This window comes from Streptomyces sp. SID486 (assembly GCF_009865385.1).
GTDB lineage: Bacteria > Actinomycetota > Actinomycetes > Streptomycetales > Streptomycetaceae > Streptomyces.
Genome location: NZ_WWJT01000350.1, coordinates 1 through 14967 on the forward strand (window position 1 = coordinate 1; position 14967 = coordinate 14967).

A 14967-nucleotide genomic window follows, 5' to 3' on the forward strand; every position below is an offset into this window, starting at 1 on the left:
GGGGGAGGGGGGCCGGGTGCGGGCGGGGGTGCGGGTGGGCGCCGGCGCCGTGCGGGCCGGCCGCTCGTGCGAGGGGGTGGCGGAGGCGGAGGGTGTCCGGGGCGCGGCGGTCCGGTCCGGCGCCACCGCGTCGGCGGCGGTGACCGGCAGGGCGCGCGGCGGGTCGTACGCCGTCCCCGCCATCACCGTGTGCACGCCCCACCACGACAGCGTGACCGCCGCTCCCGTCGCGAGCAGCCAGGCCAGTACGTGTACGAGTCCTCTGCGCATCGCGGGCCATACTGCCCCAGGGACACCGCCGTGCGCACATGGCCCGGGTTGTCCACAGGCGCCCGCCCGGTGGTGCCCGTATGGCGTACGGTGCGGCGCATGGCAAGTGTGCTCGTGGTCGAGGACGACCAGTTCGTACGCTCGGCGCTCATCCGGCATCTGACCGACGCCGCTCACACCGTGCGCAGCGTCGGTACGGCACTGGAGGCGCTGCGCGAGGTCGCCCATCTCCGCTTCGACGTGGTCATCCTGGACCTCGGACTGCCCGATCTGGACGGTTCCGAGGCCCTGAAGATGCTGCGCGGCATCACCGACGTGCCGGTCATCATCGCCACCGCCCGGGACGACGAGACGGAGGTCGTCCGGCTGCTCAACGCAGGCGCCGACGACTACCTGACCAAGCCGTTCTCCGTCGAGCACCTCTCCGCCCGGCTCGCGGCCGTGCTGCGCCGGTCCCGCTCCGGCGGTGCCGAGGCCGCGCCCCCGGCCGTGCTGCGCGTCGGCGGCCTGACCGTCGACCCGCTGCGCCGCCAGGCCGAGCTGGACGGCGCCCGCCTCGACCTCACCCGCCGGGAGTTCGACCTGCTCGCCTTCCTGGCCGCCCGGCCCGGGGTCGTCGTGCCCCGCAGGGAACTCCTCGCCGAGGTCTGGCAGCAGTCCTACGGAGACGACCAGACCATCGACGTCCATCTGTCCTGGCTGCGCCGGAAACTGGGGGAGACGGCCGCCCGGCCGCGCTATCTGCACACGCTCCGGGGTGTCGGTGTCAAGCTCGAACCCCCTGCCGACGGGGAGCCGCGATGAGGTGGGCGCTGGTCAAGGTCTGCCTGGCGGTCACCACGATGGTCGTGGTCGCCTTCGCCGTGCCGCTCGGTCTGGTCGTCAAGGAGATGGCCCGCGACCGCGCCTTCTCCAGCGCCGAGCGGGAGGCCGCCGCGGTCGCGCCCGCCCTGTCCATCACCACCGACCGGGACAAGCTGGAGCGGGTGGTGGCCTCGGCCGGCGCCGGCTCCGGGATGGCCGTCCACCTGCCGGCCGCCGACGGCCGGGCCGCGCTCGACCTCGGCCGCCGGCGCGCCGCCGACGGCGACATCCGCACCGTGCGCAGACTCGGCCGGGCCTCCACCACCACCGTGCCCGGCGGCTCCACCCTGCTCCAGCCCGTCGCGCTGGGCTCCGGCGCCATCGCGGTGGTCGAGGTGTACGTGCCGGAGTCCGAGGTGACCAACGGCGTCGGCACGGCCTGGGCGGTGCTCGCGGCCGTCGGCCTCGCGCTGATCGTCGGCTCGGTCGCCGTCGCCGACCGGCTCGGGGTGCGCATGGTGCGCCCGGCCAGGCGGCTGGTCGCGGGCGCCCACGAGCTGGGCGAGGGCAAGCTGGGCGCCCGGGTGCCGGAGGAGGGCCCGACCGAACTGCACCTGGCGGCCGTCGCGTTCAACTCCATGGCCGACCAGGTCGTGCAACTCCTCGCCAACGAGCGCGAACTGGCCGCCGACCTCTCGCACCGGCTGCGCACGCCGCTCACCGTGCTGCGGCTGAACGCCGCCTCCCTCGGCGCCGGACCGGCCGCCGAGCAGACCCGGGCCGCCGTCGCCCAGCTGGAGCGCGAGGTCGACACCATCATCCGCACGGCCCGGGAGGCCAAGCCGCAGACGGCCGCCGCCGGTCCCGGCGCCGGCTGCGACGCGGCCGAAGTGGTCCGCGAGCGGATGGAGTTCTGGTCCGCGCTCGCCGAGGACGAGGGCCGCAAGTGGCGGGTGGCCGGCGTGGAACGGCCGGTGCGGCTGCCCGTGGCCCGCGCGGACCTGGCCGCCGCGCTCGACGCCCTGCTCGGCAACGTGTTCCGGCACACCGCCGAGGGCACCGCCTTCGCGGTCGACGTGCACAACGGGGAGGACGCGGTGATCGTGCTCGTCTCCGACGCGGGCCCGGGCATACCCGACCCGGCGGCGGCCATGGCCCGCGGCCGGGGTTCCGGCACCACCGGCTCCACCGGCCTCGGCCTGGACATCGTCCGCCGGCTCGCCGAGTCCACCGGCGGCGACGTCCGCATCGGCGCCTCGGTGCTCGGCGGCACCGAGGTGCGGATCTGGTTCCAGCTCGACGGGCGGGGGCCGTTGGGCCGAGGGCACCGGAGCGCGGTGCGGCGTCGCCGGCCGGGCCGGCTGGTCTCCACCTTTAACCGACCCCGATCGCTCCCTTAAGCGGACCATAAGCTCCGCGACCACCGTCCCGAACAAGCCGATTGTCCGAATCGGGCTCGCTAGCGTGCTGCCGCACCCCACAGGGCCGACCGACCCCTGTGCACCCCCCGTGAGCAGTGAAAGCAGGCACGCGCATGAGCACGCACCGGCGCAGGATCAGTGGCAGGAACAAGGCGATAGGCGGCCTGGTGGCCGCGGCCGTGGTCGGCGGCGCCGCGGTCCTGCTCACCGGCACCGCCAACGCGGCCGGCGTGAACGCCGCCTACACCAGGACCAGCGACTGGTCGAGCGGCTACACCGCCCAGTACGTCGTCACCAACAACAGCGGCGCGGCCGAGAAGACCTGGACGCTGGAGTTCGACCTCCCGGCGGGCGCGCGGCTCAGCTCCCTCTGGAACGGCGAGTCGAGCGTCAGCGGCCGGCACGTCACCGTACGGCCGGCCACCTGGGACACCGACGGCCTGGCCCCCGGCAAATCGGTGACCGTCGGCTTCGTGGTGAGCGGCAGCGGCGACCCGACCGGCTGCCGGATCGACGACGCCCGGTGTTCCGCCGACGGCGGCGCCACGCCCGAGCCGAGCGGCCGGCCGTCCGAGCCCCCGTCACCGGCCCCCACCCGGACGGACACCCCGGCGCCCACCGGAACCGCCACCCCCACGAAGAGCGCGACCCCGACGCCCACGGGCAGCACCGGCACCGGTACCGGCACCACAGCCTCCGCCGGCTTCGCCCCCTACGTCGACACCTCCCTGTACCCGGCCTTCGACCTCCTCGGCACGGCCGACGCCACCGGGGTGAAGAACTACAACCTCGCCTTCCTCACCGACGGCGGCGGCTGCACCCCCAAGTGGGGCGGCGTCACGGACCTCACCGGCGACGGCGTGGCCGCGCAGATCGGCGCGCTGCGCGCCAAGGGCGGTGACGTCCGCGTCTCCTTCGGCGGCGCCTCCGGCTCCGAGCTGGCCACCACCTGCTCCTCCGCGGACGCGCTGGCGGCGGCGTACGGCAAGGCGATCGACGCCTTCAAGCTCACCAAGGTCGACTTCGACATCGAGGGCGGCGCGCTGCCCGACACCGCCGCCAACACCCGCCGTGCCCAGGCCATCGCCGAGCTTCAGGCCCAGCACCCCGGCCTGGACGTCTCCTTCACCCTGCCGGTGATGCCGGAGGGCCTCACCCAGGACGGTGTGAACCTCCTCGCCGACGCCAAGGCCCACGGCGTGCGGACCGGCACCGTCAACATCATGGCCATGGACTACGGCGCCTCCTACAGCGGTGACATGGGCGCCTACGCCGAGCAGGCGGCGACCGCCACCCAGGCGCAAATCAAGAGTGTGCTGGGTCTGTCGGACTCCGCCGCCTGGAAGACGGTCACGGTCACCCCGATGATCGGCGTGAACGACGTCTCCTCCGAGGTCTTCACGGTCGAGGACGCCGGCCGGCTGGCGGACTTCGCGAAGGCGAAGGGACTGGGCGGGCTGTCCATGTGGTCCGCGACCCGCGACAAGCAGTGCGCGGGCGGCAGCAAGCCCACCGCCGACGCCACGTGCAGCTCGATCGCCCAGGACCGGTTCGCCTTCTCGAAGGCGTTCGCGGCGTTCCACTGACCCGGCACCGACGGGTCGCCCGAGCGGGGGCGCGGTACTCCGGGGGGAGGGCCGCGCCGCGCCCCTTCGGGCTGCGGCCCCCCGGCCGCAGCCCGGCCCCCCGGCCGCAGCCCGGCCCCCCGGCCGCACCCGGCACCCCCCCCGGCCGTCACGCTGACTCGCGTACCACCAGCTCGGTGGGCAGCACCACGCCCCGTCGGCCGGTGCCCCGGTGGGCGATCTCCTCCAGCAGCAGGCCGGCCATCGCCCGCCCCATCTCCTCCAGCGGCTGGCGGACACTGGTCAGCGGGGGATCGACGTGCCGGGCCACGACCGAGTCGTCGAAACCGACCAGTGCGACGTCCTCCGGCACCCGCCGCCCCGCCGCCCGCAGTTCCCGCACCGCGCCGAGGGCCATCACGTCGGAGGCGGCGAAGACGGCGTCGAGATGCGGGCGCCGGCGCAGCAGTTCCCGCATGGCCGCGCGTCCGCCCGACTCCGTGAAGTCGCCCGCCGCGACCAGATCCTCCTCGACCGCGGCACCGCTCTCGCGCAGCGCCTCGCGGTAGCCGTCGAGCCGTGCCCTCGCCACCTCCATGTCCAGGGGGCCCGTGATGGTGCCGATGCACCGGCGTCCCCCCGCCAGCAGATGCCGTACGGCGAGCCGGGCACCGCCCCGGTTGTCCGCGCGGACGTGCCCCAGCCGTTCCCCGTCGTCGCGCCGCCCGGCCAGCACGGTCGGCACGGCCAGTTCCTCCAGCCGGTCGGGCAGGGTGTCGTCGCCGTGGACCGCCATCATCAGCACACCGTCCACCCGGTGGGCGGCGAGATACGCGGCGAGCCGGCCGTGCTCCGAGTCGACGCCCGCGAGGACCAGCAGCAACTGCAGCCCGGCGTCGGCGAGTCCGGCGGAGACGCCCTGGATGATCCCCGAGAAGTACGGCTCGGAGAAGAGCCGGTTCCCGGCGTCGGGCACGACCAGGGCGACCGCGTCCGTGCGGCGCGTGGCCAGTGAGCGGGCGGCGCGGTTGGGGACGTAGCCGAGTTCCGCGATGGCCCGCTCGACGGCCGCCCGGGACCGGTCGCTGACCTTCGGTGAGCCGTTGATGACCCGCGAGACCGTGCCCCGGCCCACGCCGGCCCGGGCGGCCACGGCGTTCAGGGTCGGACGCCGGGCCTCCGCGTTCCTCGGCGGCCGCGGTGGTTCGGCAGGGCTCATCGTTCACCTTCCGGTGTGTCGTGGACGGAGCGCTCCATTCTGGCCCAGCACCGGCCCCGCCCGTCCGCCAACCGGCAAGGGAACGACCCAAGTTGTCGGCAGCGGACGTCCACCGCGCCGTGACCTGCTCCGACGCGATGGCCGAACACCGGGCGGCGCGGCGGTCGGACGGAGGCGCGCGACACGTCCGCGTGACGCGCTGAACACGCTTGCGCAACAAGGGCGTCTTCAAGTCTTGACACCCGGCCCGGCACCGACGAGTCTTCCGGCAGGCCGCGTGGGAGCGGTCCCACGGGGTGACCCGGGGGCGTTCCCGGGCGGCTCGTACCGCCCACGGCCTTGCCCTCCGCCTCGTACGTCACGCCGTTGACCAGCACCTTTGCCGAGCACGTCCCGGTGCCTCGGGCCGGTCGCCGCGCGGACCGGGGAGGACAGGTCCGGACCGCCGTGCCCGGCGGCCCGATTCCCGAGGTCCCGTTCCCCCTGGAACAAGGAGTAGTGGAATGCGCATCACCCGTACCGGCGGTGGCCGCGGCCGCAGAGCGGCGACCGTGACCACGACGGTCCTGACGGCCTCCGCCCTGCTGCTGACCGGCTGCAGCAGCGACGACTCGGACACCTCGGACGCCGACGGGAACATCACCCTCACGGTGGCCGACTTCGGGCAGTTCGGCTACAAGGAGGCCGGCCTGTTCGCCAAGTACCACCAGCTGCACCCGGACATCACGGTCAAGGAGGAGACCACCGCCAACGAGCAGGACTACTACCCGAAGCTCCTTCAGCAGCTGAACACGGGCAGTGGCCTCGCGGACGTCACGGGTATCGAGGTGGGGCGCATCAAGGAGGTCGTCGACACCCAGGCGGCCAGGTTCACCGACCTCGGCAAGGCGATCGACGTGAACGACTGGGTGTCCTGGAAGGAGAAGCAGGCCACCGCCGGGGACGGCACGGTGATAGGCGCCGGCACCGACATCGGGCCCATGTCCCTGTGCTACCGCAAGGACCTCTTCGAGAAGGCCGGCCTGCCCTCCGACCGCGAAGCCGTCGCCAAGGCCGTCGCCGGCGGCTGGGAGGACTACCTGGCACTCGGTGAGCGGTACAAGAAGAAGGCGCCCTCCGGCACCTACTTCATGGACTCGGCGTCCGCGATGTACAACGCGGTCGTCAGCTCCTCCGCCGAGCAGTACTACGACGCCGACGGCAAGCCGGTGTACAAGGACAGCCAGTCGGTGAGACAGGGCTGGGACCTGGCCGCCGAGGCCGCCGACAAGAAGCTGTCCCAGGGACTGCCGCAGTTCACCGACGCCTGGAACGCGGCGCTGCGCAAGGGCACCGTGGCCACCGTGGCCTGCCCGGCGTGGATGGCCGGCCAGATCTCCGTCAACTCCGGTGACGACTACAAGGGCAAGTGGGACATCTCCCGCGCCCCCGGCTCGACCGCGGCCAACTGGGGCGGCTCCTTCCTGGCCGTCCCCAAGAGCGGCAAGCACGTCAAGGAGGCGACCGAGCTGGTCAAGTGGCTGACCGCACCGGAGCAGCAGGCCGCGGTGTTCAAGGCGATCGGTGTCTTCCCGTCCAACAAGGGCGCCTACGACCTGGCCGACGTGAAGAACGCCAGGCTCCCGTACTTCGGCGACGCCCCCATCGGGCAGATCTACGCCGAGGAGGCCAAGTCCATCCCCGAGGCGGTGCTCGGCCCGAAGGACGGCGTCATCAAGGACACGATCTCCACCCAGATCAACAACATGGAGCAGCGGGGGACCAGCTCCGCCGACGCGTGGGACGCCGCGACCGAGTCGATCGACAAGGCACTCGGCTAGCCGTCCGGGTCCCGGCGGCCGGCGCCGTGAGGGGCGGGCCGGCCCCGGCCCCGGACGCACCCGCCGCCCACCCGGCCGCAACCCCCAGGGAAGGACTCCCCCGTGGCAACGACAACCCCCGCCCCGGGCGCCTGCACCCCGCCACCAGGCGGCACCGGTGCCGCGCCGACCGGACGCGGCGCATGGCGCGCCCGGCTGTGGCGCTTCGACGACAAGGCGTCCCCGTACGCCTACATCGCCCCCTTCTTCCTGATCTTCGGCGCCTTCGGGCTCTACCCGCTCCTCTACACCGGCTGGATCGCCCTGCACCGGGTGGAGATGACGAGCCTGGACCAGTCCCAGTGGGTGGGCTGGGACAACTTCGCCAGGATCCTCCAGGACTCCGAGTTCTGGACGGCCGTGTCCAACACCTTCGTCATCGGGGTCCTCTCCACCGTGCCGCAGCTGCTGGTGGCGCTGGGCCTGGCCCACCTGCTCAACTACCGGCTGCGGGCCAGCACCTTCTGGCGGACCGTCATCCTCACCCCGTACGCCACCTCGGTGGCCACGGCCGCCCTGGTCTTCGCGCTGGTCTTCCGCGCCGACGGCGGCATCCTCAACTGGGTGCTGCACTTCTTCGGCGCCGGCAACACCGAGTGGGGCAACGGCGAGTGGACCTCGAAGATCGCCATCTCGGTCATCGTGATCTGGCGCTGGACCGGCTACAACGCGCTGATCTACCTGGCGGCGATGCAGGCGGTCCCCACCGACCTGTACGAGGCCGCCTCGATCGACGGAGCGTCCCGCTGGCAGCAGTTCCGCAAGGTGACCGTCCCCTCCCTGCGGCCGACGATCCTGTTCACCATCGTCATCTCCACCATCGGCTCGATGCAGCTGTTCGGTGAACCGCTGCTGCTGCAGGGCGGCACCCTCGGCTCGATCGGCGGCAGCGAGCACCAGTACGAGACGCTCAGCATCTACCTCTTCAACTACGGCTGGAAGCTCGGCCACCTGGGCCCGGCCGCGGCCGTGGCCTGGGCCATGCTCGTCCTGCTGCTGCTCATCGCCCTGATCAACTGGATCGTCGGCCGGTTCACGCGCGACAACGCGGCCTGACGGGAGCGACATCGATGACCACGACCAGTCCCACCACGACCGTGCCCGGCCCCGCTCCGGCACCGCCCGGCACCGCCCCCGCCAAGGGCCCCGGCCGCTTCCGGGTCGGAGCCGGCGGGCAGCTGCGGGGCGGCCCGTTCACCTACGCCGCCCTGATCGTCGTCGGCCTCGGCTCGGTCCTCCCGCTGTACTGGACACTGGTGGCCGCCTCGCACGACCAGCAGCGTGTCCTGGACAGCCCGCCGCCGCTCGTGCCGGGCGGCAGACTGTGGAGCAACCTCCAGGCGGCCTGGGACCAGGCCCACCTCGGCAAGGCCATCGTCAACAGCGTCGTCGTAGCCGGCTGCATCACGGCCGCCACCCTCTTCTTCTGCACCCTCGCCGGCTACGCCTTCGCCAAGATGCGCTTCCGCGGCCGTGGCGTACTGATGACCGCGGTCGTCGCCACGCTGACGATCCCGCCGCAGCTCAGCGTCGTCCCGCTGTTCATGATGATGTCGGACATCGGGTGGGGCGGCCGGCTGGAGTCGGTGATCTTCCCGACCCTGGTCGGCGCCTTCGGGGTCTTCTTCATGCGCCAGTACCTGGTCGAGGCCCTGCCGTACGAGCTGATCGAGGCGGCCAAGATGGACGGGGCGAGCAACTTCCGCATCGTGTGGAGCGTGGTCCTCCCGGTGGCCCGGCCCGCCATGACGGTGCTGGGCATGCTCACCTTCGTCCAGGCGTGGAACGACTTCTTCTGGCCCTTCCTCGCGCTGAACCAGGAGAACCCCACCATCCAGGTGGCACTCGGCCAGCTCAGTGCCTCCTACACCCCCGACCAGAGCATCGTCATGGCCGGAGCGCTGATCAGCACCCTGCCGCTGCTGGTGGTCTTCGTCGTCTTCGGCAAGCAGATCGTCGGCGGGATCATGGCCGGCGCGGTCAAGGGCTGAGACCCGCACCGCCGCACCGCTGGACCACCGTCCGCCGCCCGTTTCTCACCCCTTGGGAGCGTTCTCACCATGACCGCCGTACGACCCGAGACCACGGCCCAGCCCGCCTCGGCACCGGCCTTCCCGGCCGGTTTCGTCTGGGGTGCCGCCACCGCCGCCTACCAGGTGGAGGGCGCCGCCGCCGCGGACGGCCGCACCCCGTCCATCTGGGACACCTTCAGCCACACCCCCGGCAGAGTCCGCAACGGCGACACCGGCGACATCGCCGCCGACCACTACCACCGGTACCGCGACGACGTGGCGCTGATGAAGGACCTCGGCCTCAAGGCGTACCGCTTCTCCGTCTCCTGGTCCCGGGTCCAGCCCACCGGACGCGGACCCGCCGTCGAGCGCGGCCTGGACTTCTACCGCCGCCTCACCGACGCACTCCTGGAGGCGGGCATCACCCCGGTCGCCACCCTCTACCACTGGGACCTCCCGCAGGAACTGGAGGACGTGGGCGGCTGGCCGCACCGGGACACCGCCGACCGCTTCGCCGACTACGCCGACCTGGTGGCCCGCGCCCTGGGGGACCGGGTCGGGACGTGGACCACCCTCAACGAGCCGTGGTGCTCGGCGTTCCTGGGGTACGGCTCCGGTGTCCACGCGCCGGGGCGGACCGACCCGGCCGCCACCCTGCGCGCCGCGCACCACCTGAACCTGGCCCACGGCCGGGCCGTCGGCGCGCTGCGCGCCGTCCTGCCGGCCACCGCCCAGACCTCCGTCACCCTGAACCTGCACCAGGTGCGCCCGCTCACCGACAGCCCCGGCGACGCCGAGGCGGCGCGCCGCATCGACGCCGTCGGCAACCGGATCTTCACCGGCCCCCTCCTGGACGGCGCCTACCCCGAGGACCTGCTGGCCGATACCGCGCACCTCGTCGACTGGCACCGGCTGGTGCGCGACGGGGACCTGGCGGAGATCTCCCGGCCCATCGACGTCCTCGGCGTCAACTACTACTCGCCGACCGTGGTCTCCCTGCCCGCCGACGGCGCCGCGAGCACCAGGAACGACGGCCACGGCGCGAGCGAGAACTCACCGTGGACCGGCTCCGAGCACGTCGCCTTCCACCTCGCCAACAGCGACCTCACCGCGATGAACTGGGCCATCGACGCGGACGGACTGCACACGCTGCTGACCGCGCTGGCGGCCTCCCACCCAGGGCTGCCGCTCATGGTCACGGAGAACGGCGCCGCGTTCGACGACTACGTCTCCCCCGAGGGACGCGTCGCCGACCCGCAGCGGATCGCCTATCTGCACTCCCACCTGGCGGCCGTCCACCGGGCCATCGCCGACGGGGCCGACGTGCGCGGGTACTTCCTGTGGTCGCTGCTGGACAACTTCGAGTGGTCCTACGGCTACTCGAAGCGCTTCGGTGCCGTCTACGTCGACTACCCCACCCAGCGCCGCATCCCCAAGGCCAGCGCGCACTGGTACGCCGAGGTCATCCGCGACAACGCCCTGCCCGGCTGACCTGCGCCGGACGGTGGGCGGGGCCCCGGGGGCGGTCCCGCCCGCCGGGGCCGGCGACGGCGCGGGCGCCCGCGGCGCGGCTGTTACATTCCTCGCCTGACGGCGGTGAGCGGAAGGCGGCGACCATGGCGGGCAGCGGTGTGAGAGGCCGGGGCGGCCGACGGCCGACCCTGGAAGAGGTCGCCGCCCGCGCCGGGGTCGGGCGGGGCACGGTCTCCCGGGTGATCAACGGCTCGCCCCGGGTCAGCGACGCCACCCGGGCCGCGGTCGAGGCGGCCGTCGCCGAACTCGGCTACGTCCCCAACACCGCCGCCCGCGCCCTGGCCGCCAACCGCACCGACGCCATCGCCCTCGTCGTCCCCGAGCCGGAGACCCGGTTCTTCGCCGAGCCGTACTTCTCCGACATGCTGCGCGGGGTCGGCGCGGAACTCTCCGACACCGAGATGCAGTTGCTGCTGATCTTCGCCGGCAGCGACCGGGAACGGCAGCGCCTGGCCCAGTACCTCGCCGCCCACCGTGTCGACGGCGTCCTGCTGGTCTCGGTGCACGCCGACGACCCGCTGCCCGACCTCCTGGCCCAGCTGGGGATCCCGGCGGTGATCAGCGGACCGCGCTCGGCCGCCGAGTCGCTCACCTCGGTGGACTCGGACAACTACGGCGGCGCCCGCTCGGCGGTGGAACACCTGCTGAGCCGGGGCCGGCGCCGGATCGCGCACATCACCGGCCGGCTGGACGTCTACGGCGCCGAGCGGCGGGTCGCCGGCTACCGCGACGCCCTGCGCGAGGCGGGCCACACGGTGGACGAACTCCTCGTCGAACCGGGCGACTTCACCGAGGAGGGGGGCCGCCGCGCGATGGCGACCCTGCTCGCGCGCCACCCCGGTCTCGACGCGGTCTTCGCCGGCTCGGACGTGATGGCGGCCGGCGCCCGGCAGGTGCTGCGCGAGGCGGGCCGCCGCATCCCCGACGACGTCGCCCTGGTCGGGTACGACGACTCCGCCATCGCCCGCCACATGGACCCGCCGCTCACCAGCGTCCGCCAGCCGATCGAGGAGATGGGCCGGGCGATGATCGACTTCCTGCTCACGGAGATCGCCGGCCGCCGTCCCGCCACGGCCCGTGAGCCGGAGCGGCGGCAGGCGGTGCTGCCGACGGAGCTGGTGGTCCGGGCGTCGTCGTGAACGGCGTGCGCCGGGCCGACCGCCCCGGCGCACACCACCCCCGGAAAACGCAGCAGCCGGCGACCCCGTCCTGCGACGGAATCACCGGCTGACTACTCAGGGTGAGTGACGGGACTTGAACCCGCGACTTCCTGGACCACAACCAGGTGCTCTACCAGCTGAGCTACACCCACCACGACCGGCGGTGGAACTTGTCGTTTCCCCGACCGGCCGAGAAGAAGTCTACATGGTCCGAAGGGGTGCTCGCGCACACGTTTTCGCGCGGGCCCCGCGGGCGGGCTACCGCGCGGGCAGGACGTGCTTGGCGGCGATCGCCTTCGCGGTGTCGGAGTCCGGGCCGGGCTGCGGCACGAAGACGGCCTCGCGGTAGTAGCGCAGCTCCGCGATCGACTCGCGGATGTCGGCGAGGGCCCGGTGGTTGCCGTTCTTCTCCGGGCTGTTGAAGTACGCCCGCGGGTACCAGCGGCGGGCCAGCTCCTTGACCGAGGACACGTCGACGATCCGGTAGTGGAGGTAGCTCTCCAGGGCCGGCATGTCCCGCAGCAGGAAGCCCCGGTCGGTGCCCACGGAGTTGCCGCACAGCGGCGCCTTCCCGGGCTCCTTCACGTACTCCTTCACATACGCCAGCACCTGCGCCTGGGCGTCCTCCAGAGTCGTGCCGGCGTCGAGCTCGGCGAGCAGCCCGGACGCGGTGTGCATCTGACGCACCACCTCCGGCATCGTCTCCAGGGCACGGGCCGGCGGCCGGATGACGATGTCCACCCCTTCGCCGAGTACGTTCAGCTCGGAGTCGGTGACGAGGGCGGCCACCTCGATGAGAGCGTCGTCGGACAGCGAGAGGCCGGTCATCTCGCAGTCGATCCACACCATGCGATCGTTCATGTGTCTCACCTTACGGCGAGCCGCGCTGAGCTGGACCGACCGTGCGCGACCTCGCGGTGCTCGGACCGGGCGAAGGGGGCGGAGTCCGGCTCCGCCCCCTTCGCCTTCCGTGTCCGGCCGTCCGCTCAGCTGCCGCTGCGCGGGCCGGGCAGCAGCCCCACCGCGCCGGCCGCGGCCCGGCGGCTCTGCATCGGCACGCCGCCGTCCCGGTGGTCGTGCAGCAGGGCGGGCGGCGGGGGCACCGGTCCGGGACCGGTCAGCCCCGCGGGCGCGCCCGGCTGCCCGGGGGCCGGCATCGCCGGCTCCACCTCACCCGGCCGGTCACCCTGCGGCCTGCGGGCCCGGTAGGCGGCCCGGTAGGCGGCGGGGGACGAGCCGAGCTGGCGGCGGAAGTGCCCGCGCAGCGCGACGGGGGAGCGGAAGCCGCACCGGCCCGCCACCTCGTCCACGGAGTAGTCCGACGTCTCCAGCAGTCGCTGCGCCTGGAGCACCCGCTGGGTGATGAGCCACTGCAGCGGGGCGCTCCCGGTCAGCGAACGGAACCGACGGTCGAACGTGCGGCGGCTCATGTAGGCGCGTGCCGCCAGTGTCTCCACGTCGAACTGCTCGTGGAGATGTTCCAGCGCCCAGGCGACGACCTCGGCGAGCGGGTCGGCGCCGATCTCCTCCGGTAAAGACCGGTCGAGATAGCGCTCCTGACCGCCCGACCGGCGCGGTGGCACCACCAGGCGCCGGGCGAGCGCGCCGGCCGCCTCGTTGCCGTGGTCCGTCCGCACGATGTGGAGACAGAGATCGATTCCGGCCGCCGTACCCGCCGACGTGAGCACGTCGCCGTCGTCGACGAACAGCTCTCGCGGATCGACGTGCACCGACGGATAGCGCTTGGCCAGCGTCGGCGCGTACATCCAGTGGGTGGTCGCCGGGCGGCCGTCCAGCAGTCCGGCCGCCGCGAGCACGAACGCGCCCGTGCACAGCCCGACGATGCGGGCGCCTTCCTCGTGTGCCCGGCGCAGCGCGTCGAGTGCCTCCTCCGGCGGCGGTGACGTGATCGAACGCCAGGCCGGTACGACGACCGTCCCGGCGCGGGAGATCGCCTCCAGTCCATGTGGCGCGGTGAGTTCCAGGCCCCCTGTGGTCCGCAGCGGGCCTTCCTCGCCGGCACACACCAACAGGCGGTAGCGCGGCACGCCGGCGTCCTGGCGGTCGATCCCGAACACCGACAGCGGAATGGAACTCTCGAAGATGGGGCCGCCGCTGAACAGCAGCACCGCGACGATCTCCTTGCGGCGTCGCCCGGAGAGTTTCCGGGCCGCGGCATCCGGCGTGGCAGTGGAGTCGTGGCTCATACTGCTAAGCCCCCCTCGGTGGTCGCGGCTCCTCGGTTGTGTCGCTCCTGCACGTTTCCCCTCGGTCCTGCACGAGTCCCCCGCCGTACGACAGTCAAGATCGAATCTAATGGCTCCCGCGATCTCGCGGTGACCAGTTCGACACGCCGGACATTGTCGACATGACAACTTGGCGTGAAGCATTCGATCACGAAGCGTTGCACTCGGGAGGCGTGCAGGGAAGTACGCCTTGTCGCAGTGGCCAAACCGCGTAGGGTGCGCAGCGGCTCCTGGACCCTTTCCGTGCAGGTGGAACGGGGGTTGGGGGGTGGTCGAGGCCCCTCTTGGTCGATATCCAGAAGTTGGCTGAAAACCAGCGTTCAGAGGCGCGGAAACAGGTCAGTCGACCGGTGTCTGTCCGCGCGTGTGACGTCCGCCTCTTTGCGCGGTGCAACGCCCGGCCCCCCGCTCCGAGCGGCGCAGCAGCACCCGGCACGCGGCCGTGACGGCGGCCAGGCCCAGCGCGGTTCCCGTCGCGCCGGCCAGCGAGGTGCCGTACCAGAGGAGCACCACGGGCACGAGCACGCAGCTGAACGCGGCCCAGCGGATCACGTCGCCCGCCGTGTCCGGTGCAGGGCGCGGCTCGCTGCTGGATCGGGGTCCGGGCATCTCGTACTCCCTGTGGCGGTGGCTCACCCCGGTTCAACGTCCGTCCGACCGGTCGGTCACCGGCCGTACATCTGTGAACCCCGTGCAAACCGCCTGTACGGGGCAGCAACCATTGCGTTACGGGCGCGGCTCGTGCATGCTCCGGTGAACCCCTGCGGACGTCGGGGGGCCGCTCACGGAGCGTGCGCGGTATCTGGGCTCAGGAGGCGTGCCGCCGTACCCTTGGGGGTATGGCCTTGGGAAGATGTTTCCCGGACACAGCTCCGCCG

General features: G+C 72.7%; 12 protein-coding genes, 1 tRNA gene and 1 pseudogene. 8 read left to right on the forward strand and 6 right to left on the reverse strand.

Going from position 1 to position 14967, the window contains the following annotated elements:
- A pseudogene (locus GT045_RS15920) lies at positions 1-270 on the reverse strand (hypothetical protein); the annotation flags it as partial.
- 99 nt (positions 271-369) lie between these two features.
- Between GT045_RS15920 and GT045_RS15925 the strand changes: the two are divergent.
- The 3 genes from GT045_RS15925 (at position 370) to GT045_RS15935 (ending at position 4081) form a co-directional block, all read left to right on the forward strand.
- Positions 370-1074 carry a response regulator transcription factor gene (locus tag GT045_RS15925; protein ID WP_202514894.1) on the forward strand — a complete coding sequence of 235 codons (705 nt, stop codon included), beginning with the start codon at positions 370-372 and terminating at the stop codon, positions 1072-1074.
- Complete coding sequence (locus GT045_RS15930) at positions 1071-2474, forward strand: HAMP domain-containing sensor histidine kinase (RefSeq protein WP_161334558.1); 1404 nt, start codon at positions 1071-1073, stop codon at positions 2472-2474. Before GT045_RS15925 ends, GT045_RS15930 begins: the two co-directional genes overlap by 4 nt.
- A 134-nt stretch (positions 2475-2608) precedes the next feature.
- The gene (locus GT045_RS15935) at positions 2609-4081 is read left to right on the forward strand and encodes a cellulose binding domain-containing protein (protein WP_161334559.1); all 1473 of its coding nucleotides are present in this window, start codon (positions 2609-2611) and stop codon (positions 4079-4081) included.
- Between the two features lie 148 nt (positions 4082-4229).
- On the opposite strand, the gene GT045_RS15940 is transcribed toward GT045_RS15935, so the two are convergent.
- Positions 4230-5279: a LacI family DNA-binding transcriptional regulator gene (locus GT045_RS15940; RefSeq protein ID WP_161334560.1), complete on the reverse strand. Its 1050-nt coding sequence runs from the start codon at positions 5277-5279 to the stop codon at positions 4230-4232.
- A gap of 503 nt (positions 5280-5782) precedes the next feature.
- On the opposite strand from GT045_RS15940, the gene GT045_RS15945 reads away from it, so the two are divergent.
- The 5 genes from GT045_RS15945 (at position 5783) to GT045_RS15965 (ending at position 11822) form a co-directional block, all read left to right on the forward strand.
- A complete protein-coding gene (locus GT045_RS15945) occupies positions 5783-7099 on the forward strand; it encodes an ABC transporter substrate-binding protein (protein ID WP_161289227.1) in 1317 nt (438 codons plus the stop codon).
- A 102-nt stretch (positions 7100-7201) separates the two neighbouring features.
- The gene (locus GT045_RS15950; RefSeq protein WP_161289229.1) at positions 7202-8194 is read left to right on the forward strand and encodes a sugar ABC transporter permease; all 993 of its coding nucleotides are present in this window, start codon (positions 7202-7204) and stop codon (positions 8192-8194) included.
- A gap of 14 nt (positions 8195-8208) precedes the next feature.
- Entirely contained in the window at positions 8209-9129 is a 921-nt protein-coding gene (locus GT045_RS15955; RefSeq protein WP_161334561.1) for a carbohydrate ABC transporter permease, read from the forward strand.
- 69 nt (positions 9130-9198) lie between these two features.
- Positions 9199-10641 carry a GH1 family beta-glucosidase gene (locus tag GT045_RS15960; RefSeq protein WP_161334562.1) on the forward strand — a complete coding sequence of 481 codons (1443 nt, stop codon included), beginning with the start codon at positions 9199-9201 and terminating at the stop codon, positions 10639-10641.
- A gap of 125 nt (positions 10642-10766) precedes the next feature.
- Positions 10767-11822 (forward strand): LacI family DNA-binding transcriptional regulator, encoded by a 1056-nt coding sequence (locus tag GT045_RS15965; RefSeq protein ID WP_161289235.1) that lies wholly within the window; start codon positions 10767-10769, stop codon positions 11820-11822.
- A 100-nt stretch (positions 11823-11922) separates the two neighbouring features.
- Here the strand turns inward: GT045_RS15965 and GT045_RS15970 are convergent.
- The 4 genes from GT045_RS15970 to GT045_RS15985 form a co-directional block, all read right to left on the reverse strand.
- Positions 11923-11995: transfer RNA gene (locus GT045_RS15970), tRNA-His, on the reverse strand.
- 106 nt (positions 11996-12101) lie between these two features.
- Positions 12102-12704: an oligoribonuclease gene (gene orn, locus GT045_RS15975; RefSeq protein ID WP_161334563.1), complete on the reverse strand. Its 603-nt coding sequence runs from the start codon at positions 12702-12704 to the stop codon at positions 12102-12104.
- A 125-nt stretch (positions 12705-12829) separates the two neighbouring features.
- Complete coding sequence (locus tag GT045_RS15980; protein ID WP_161334564.1) at positions 12830-14050, reverse strand: helix-turn-helix domain-containing protein; 1221 nt, start codon at positions 14048-14050, stop codon at positions 12830-12832.
- A gap of 378 nt (positions 14051-14428) precedes the next feature.
- On the reverse strand, positions 14429-14698 hold the full coding sequence (locus GT045_RS15985; RefSeq protein WP_202515043.1) for a hypothetical protein: 270 nt from the start codon (positions 14696-14698) through the stop codon (positions 14429-14431).
- Between the last annotated feature and the right edge of the window lie 269 nt (positions 14699-14967).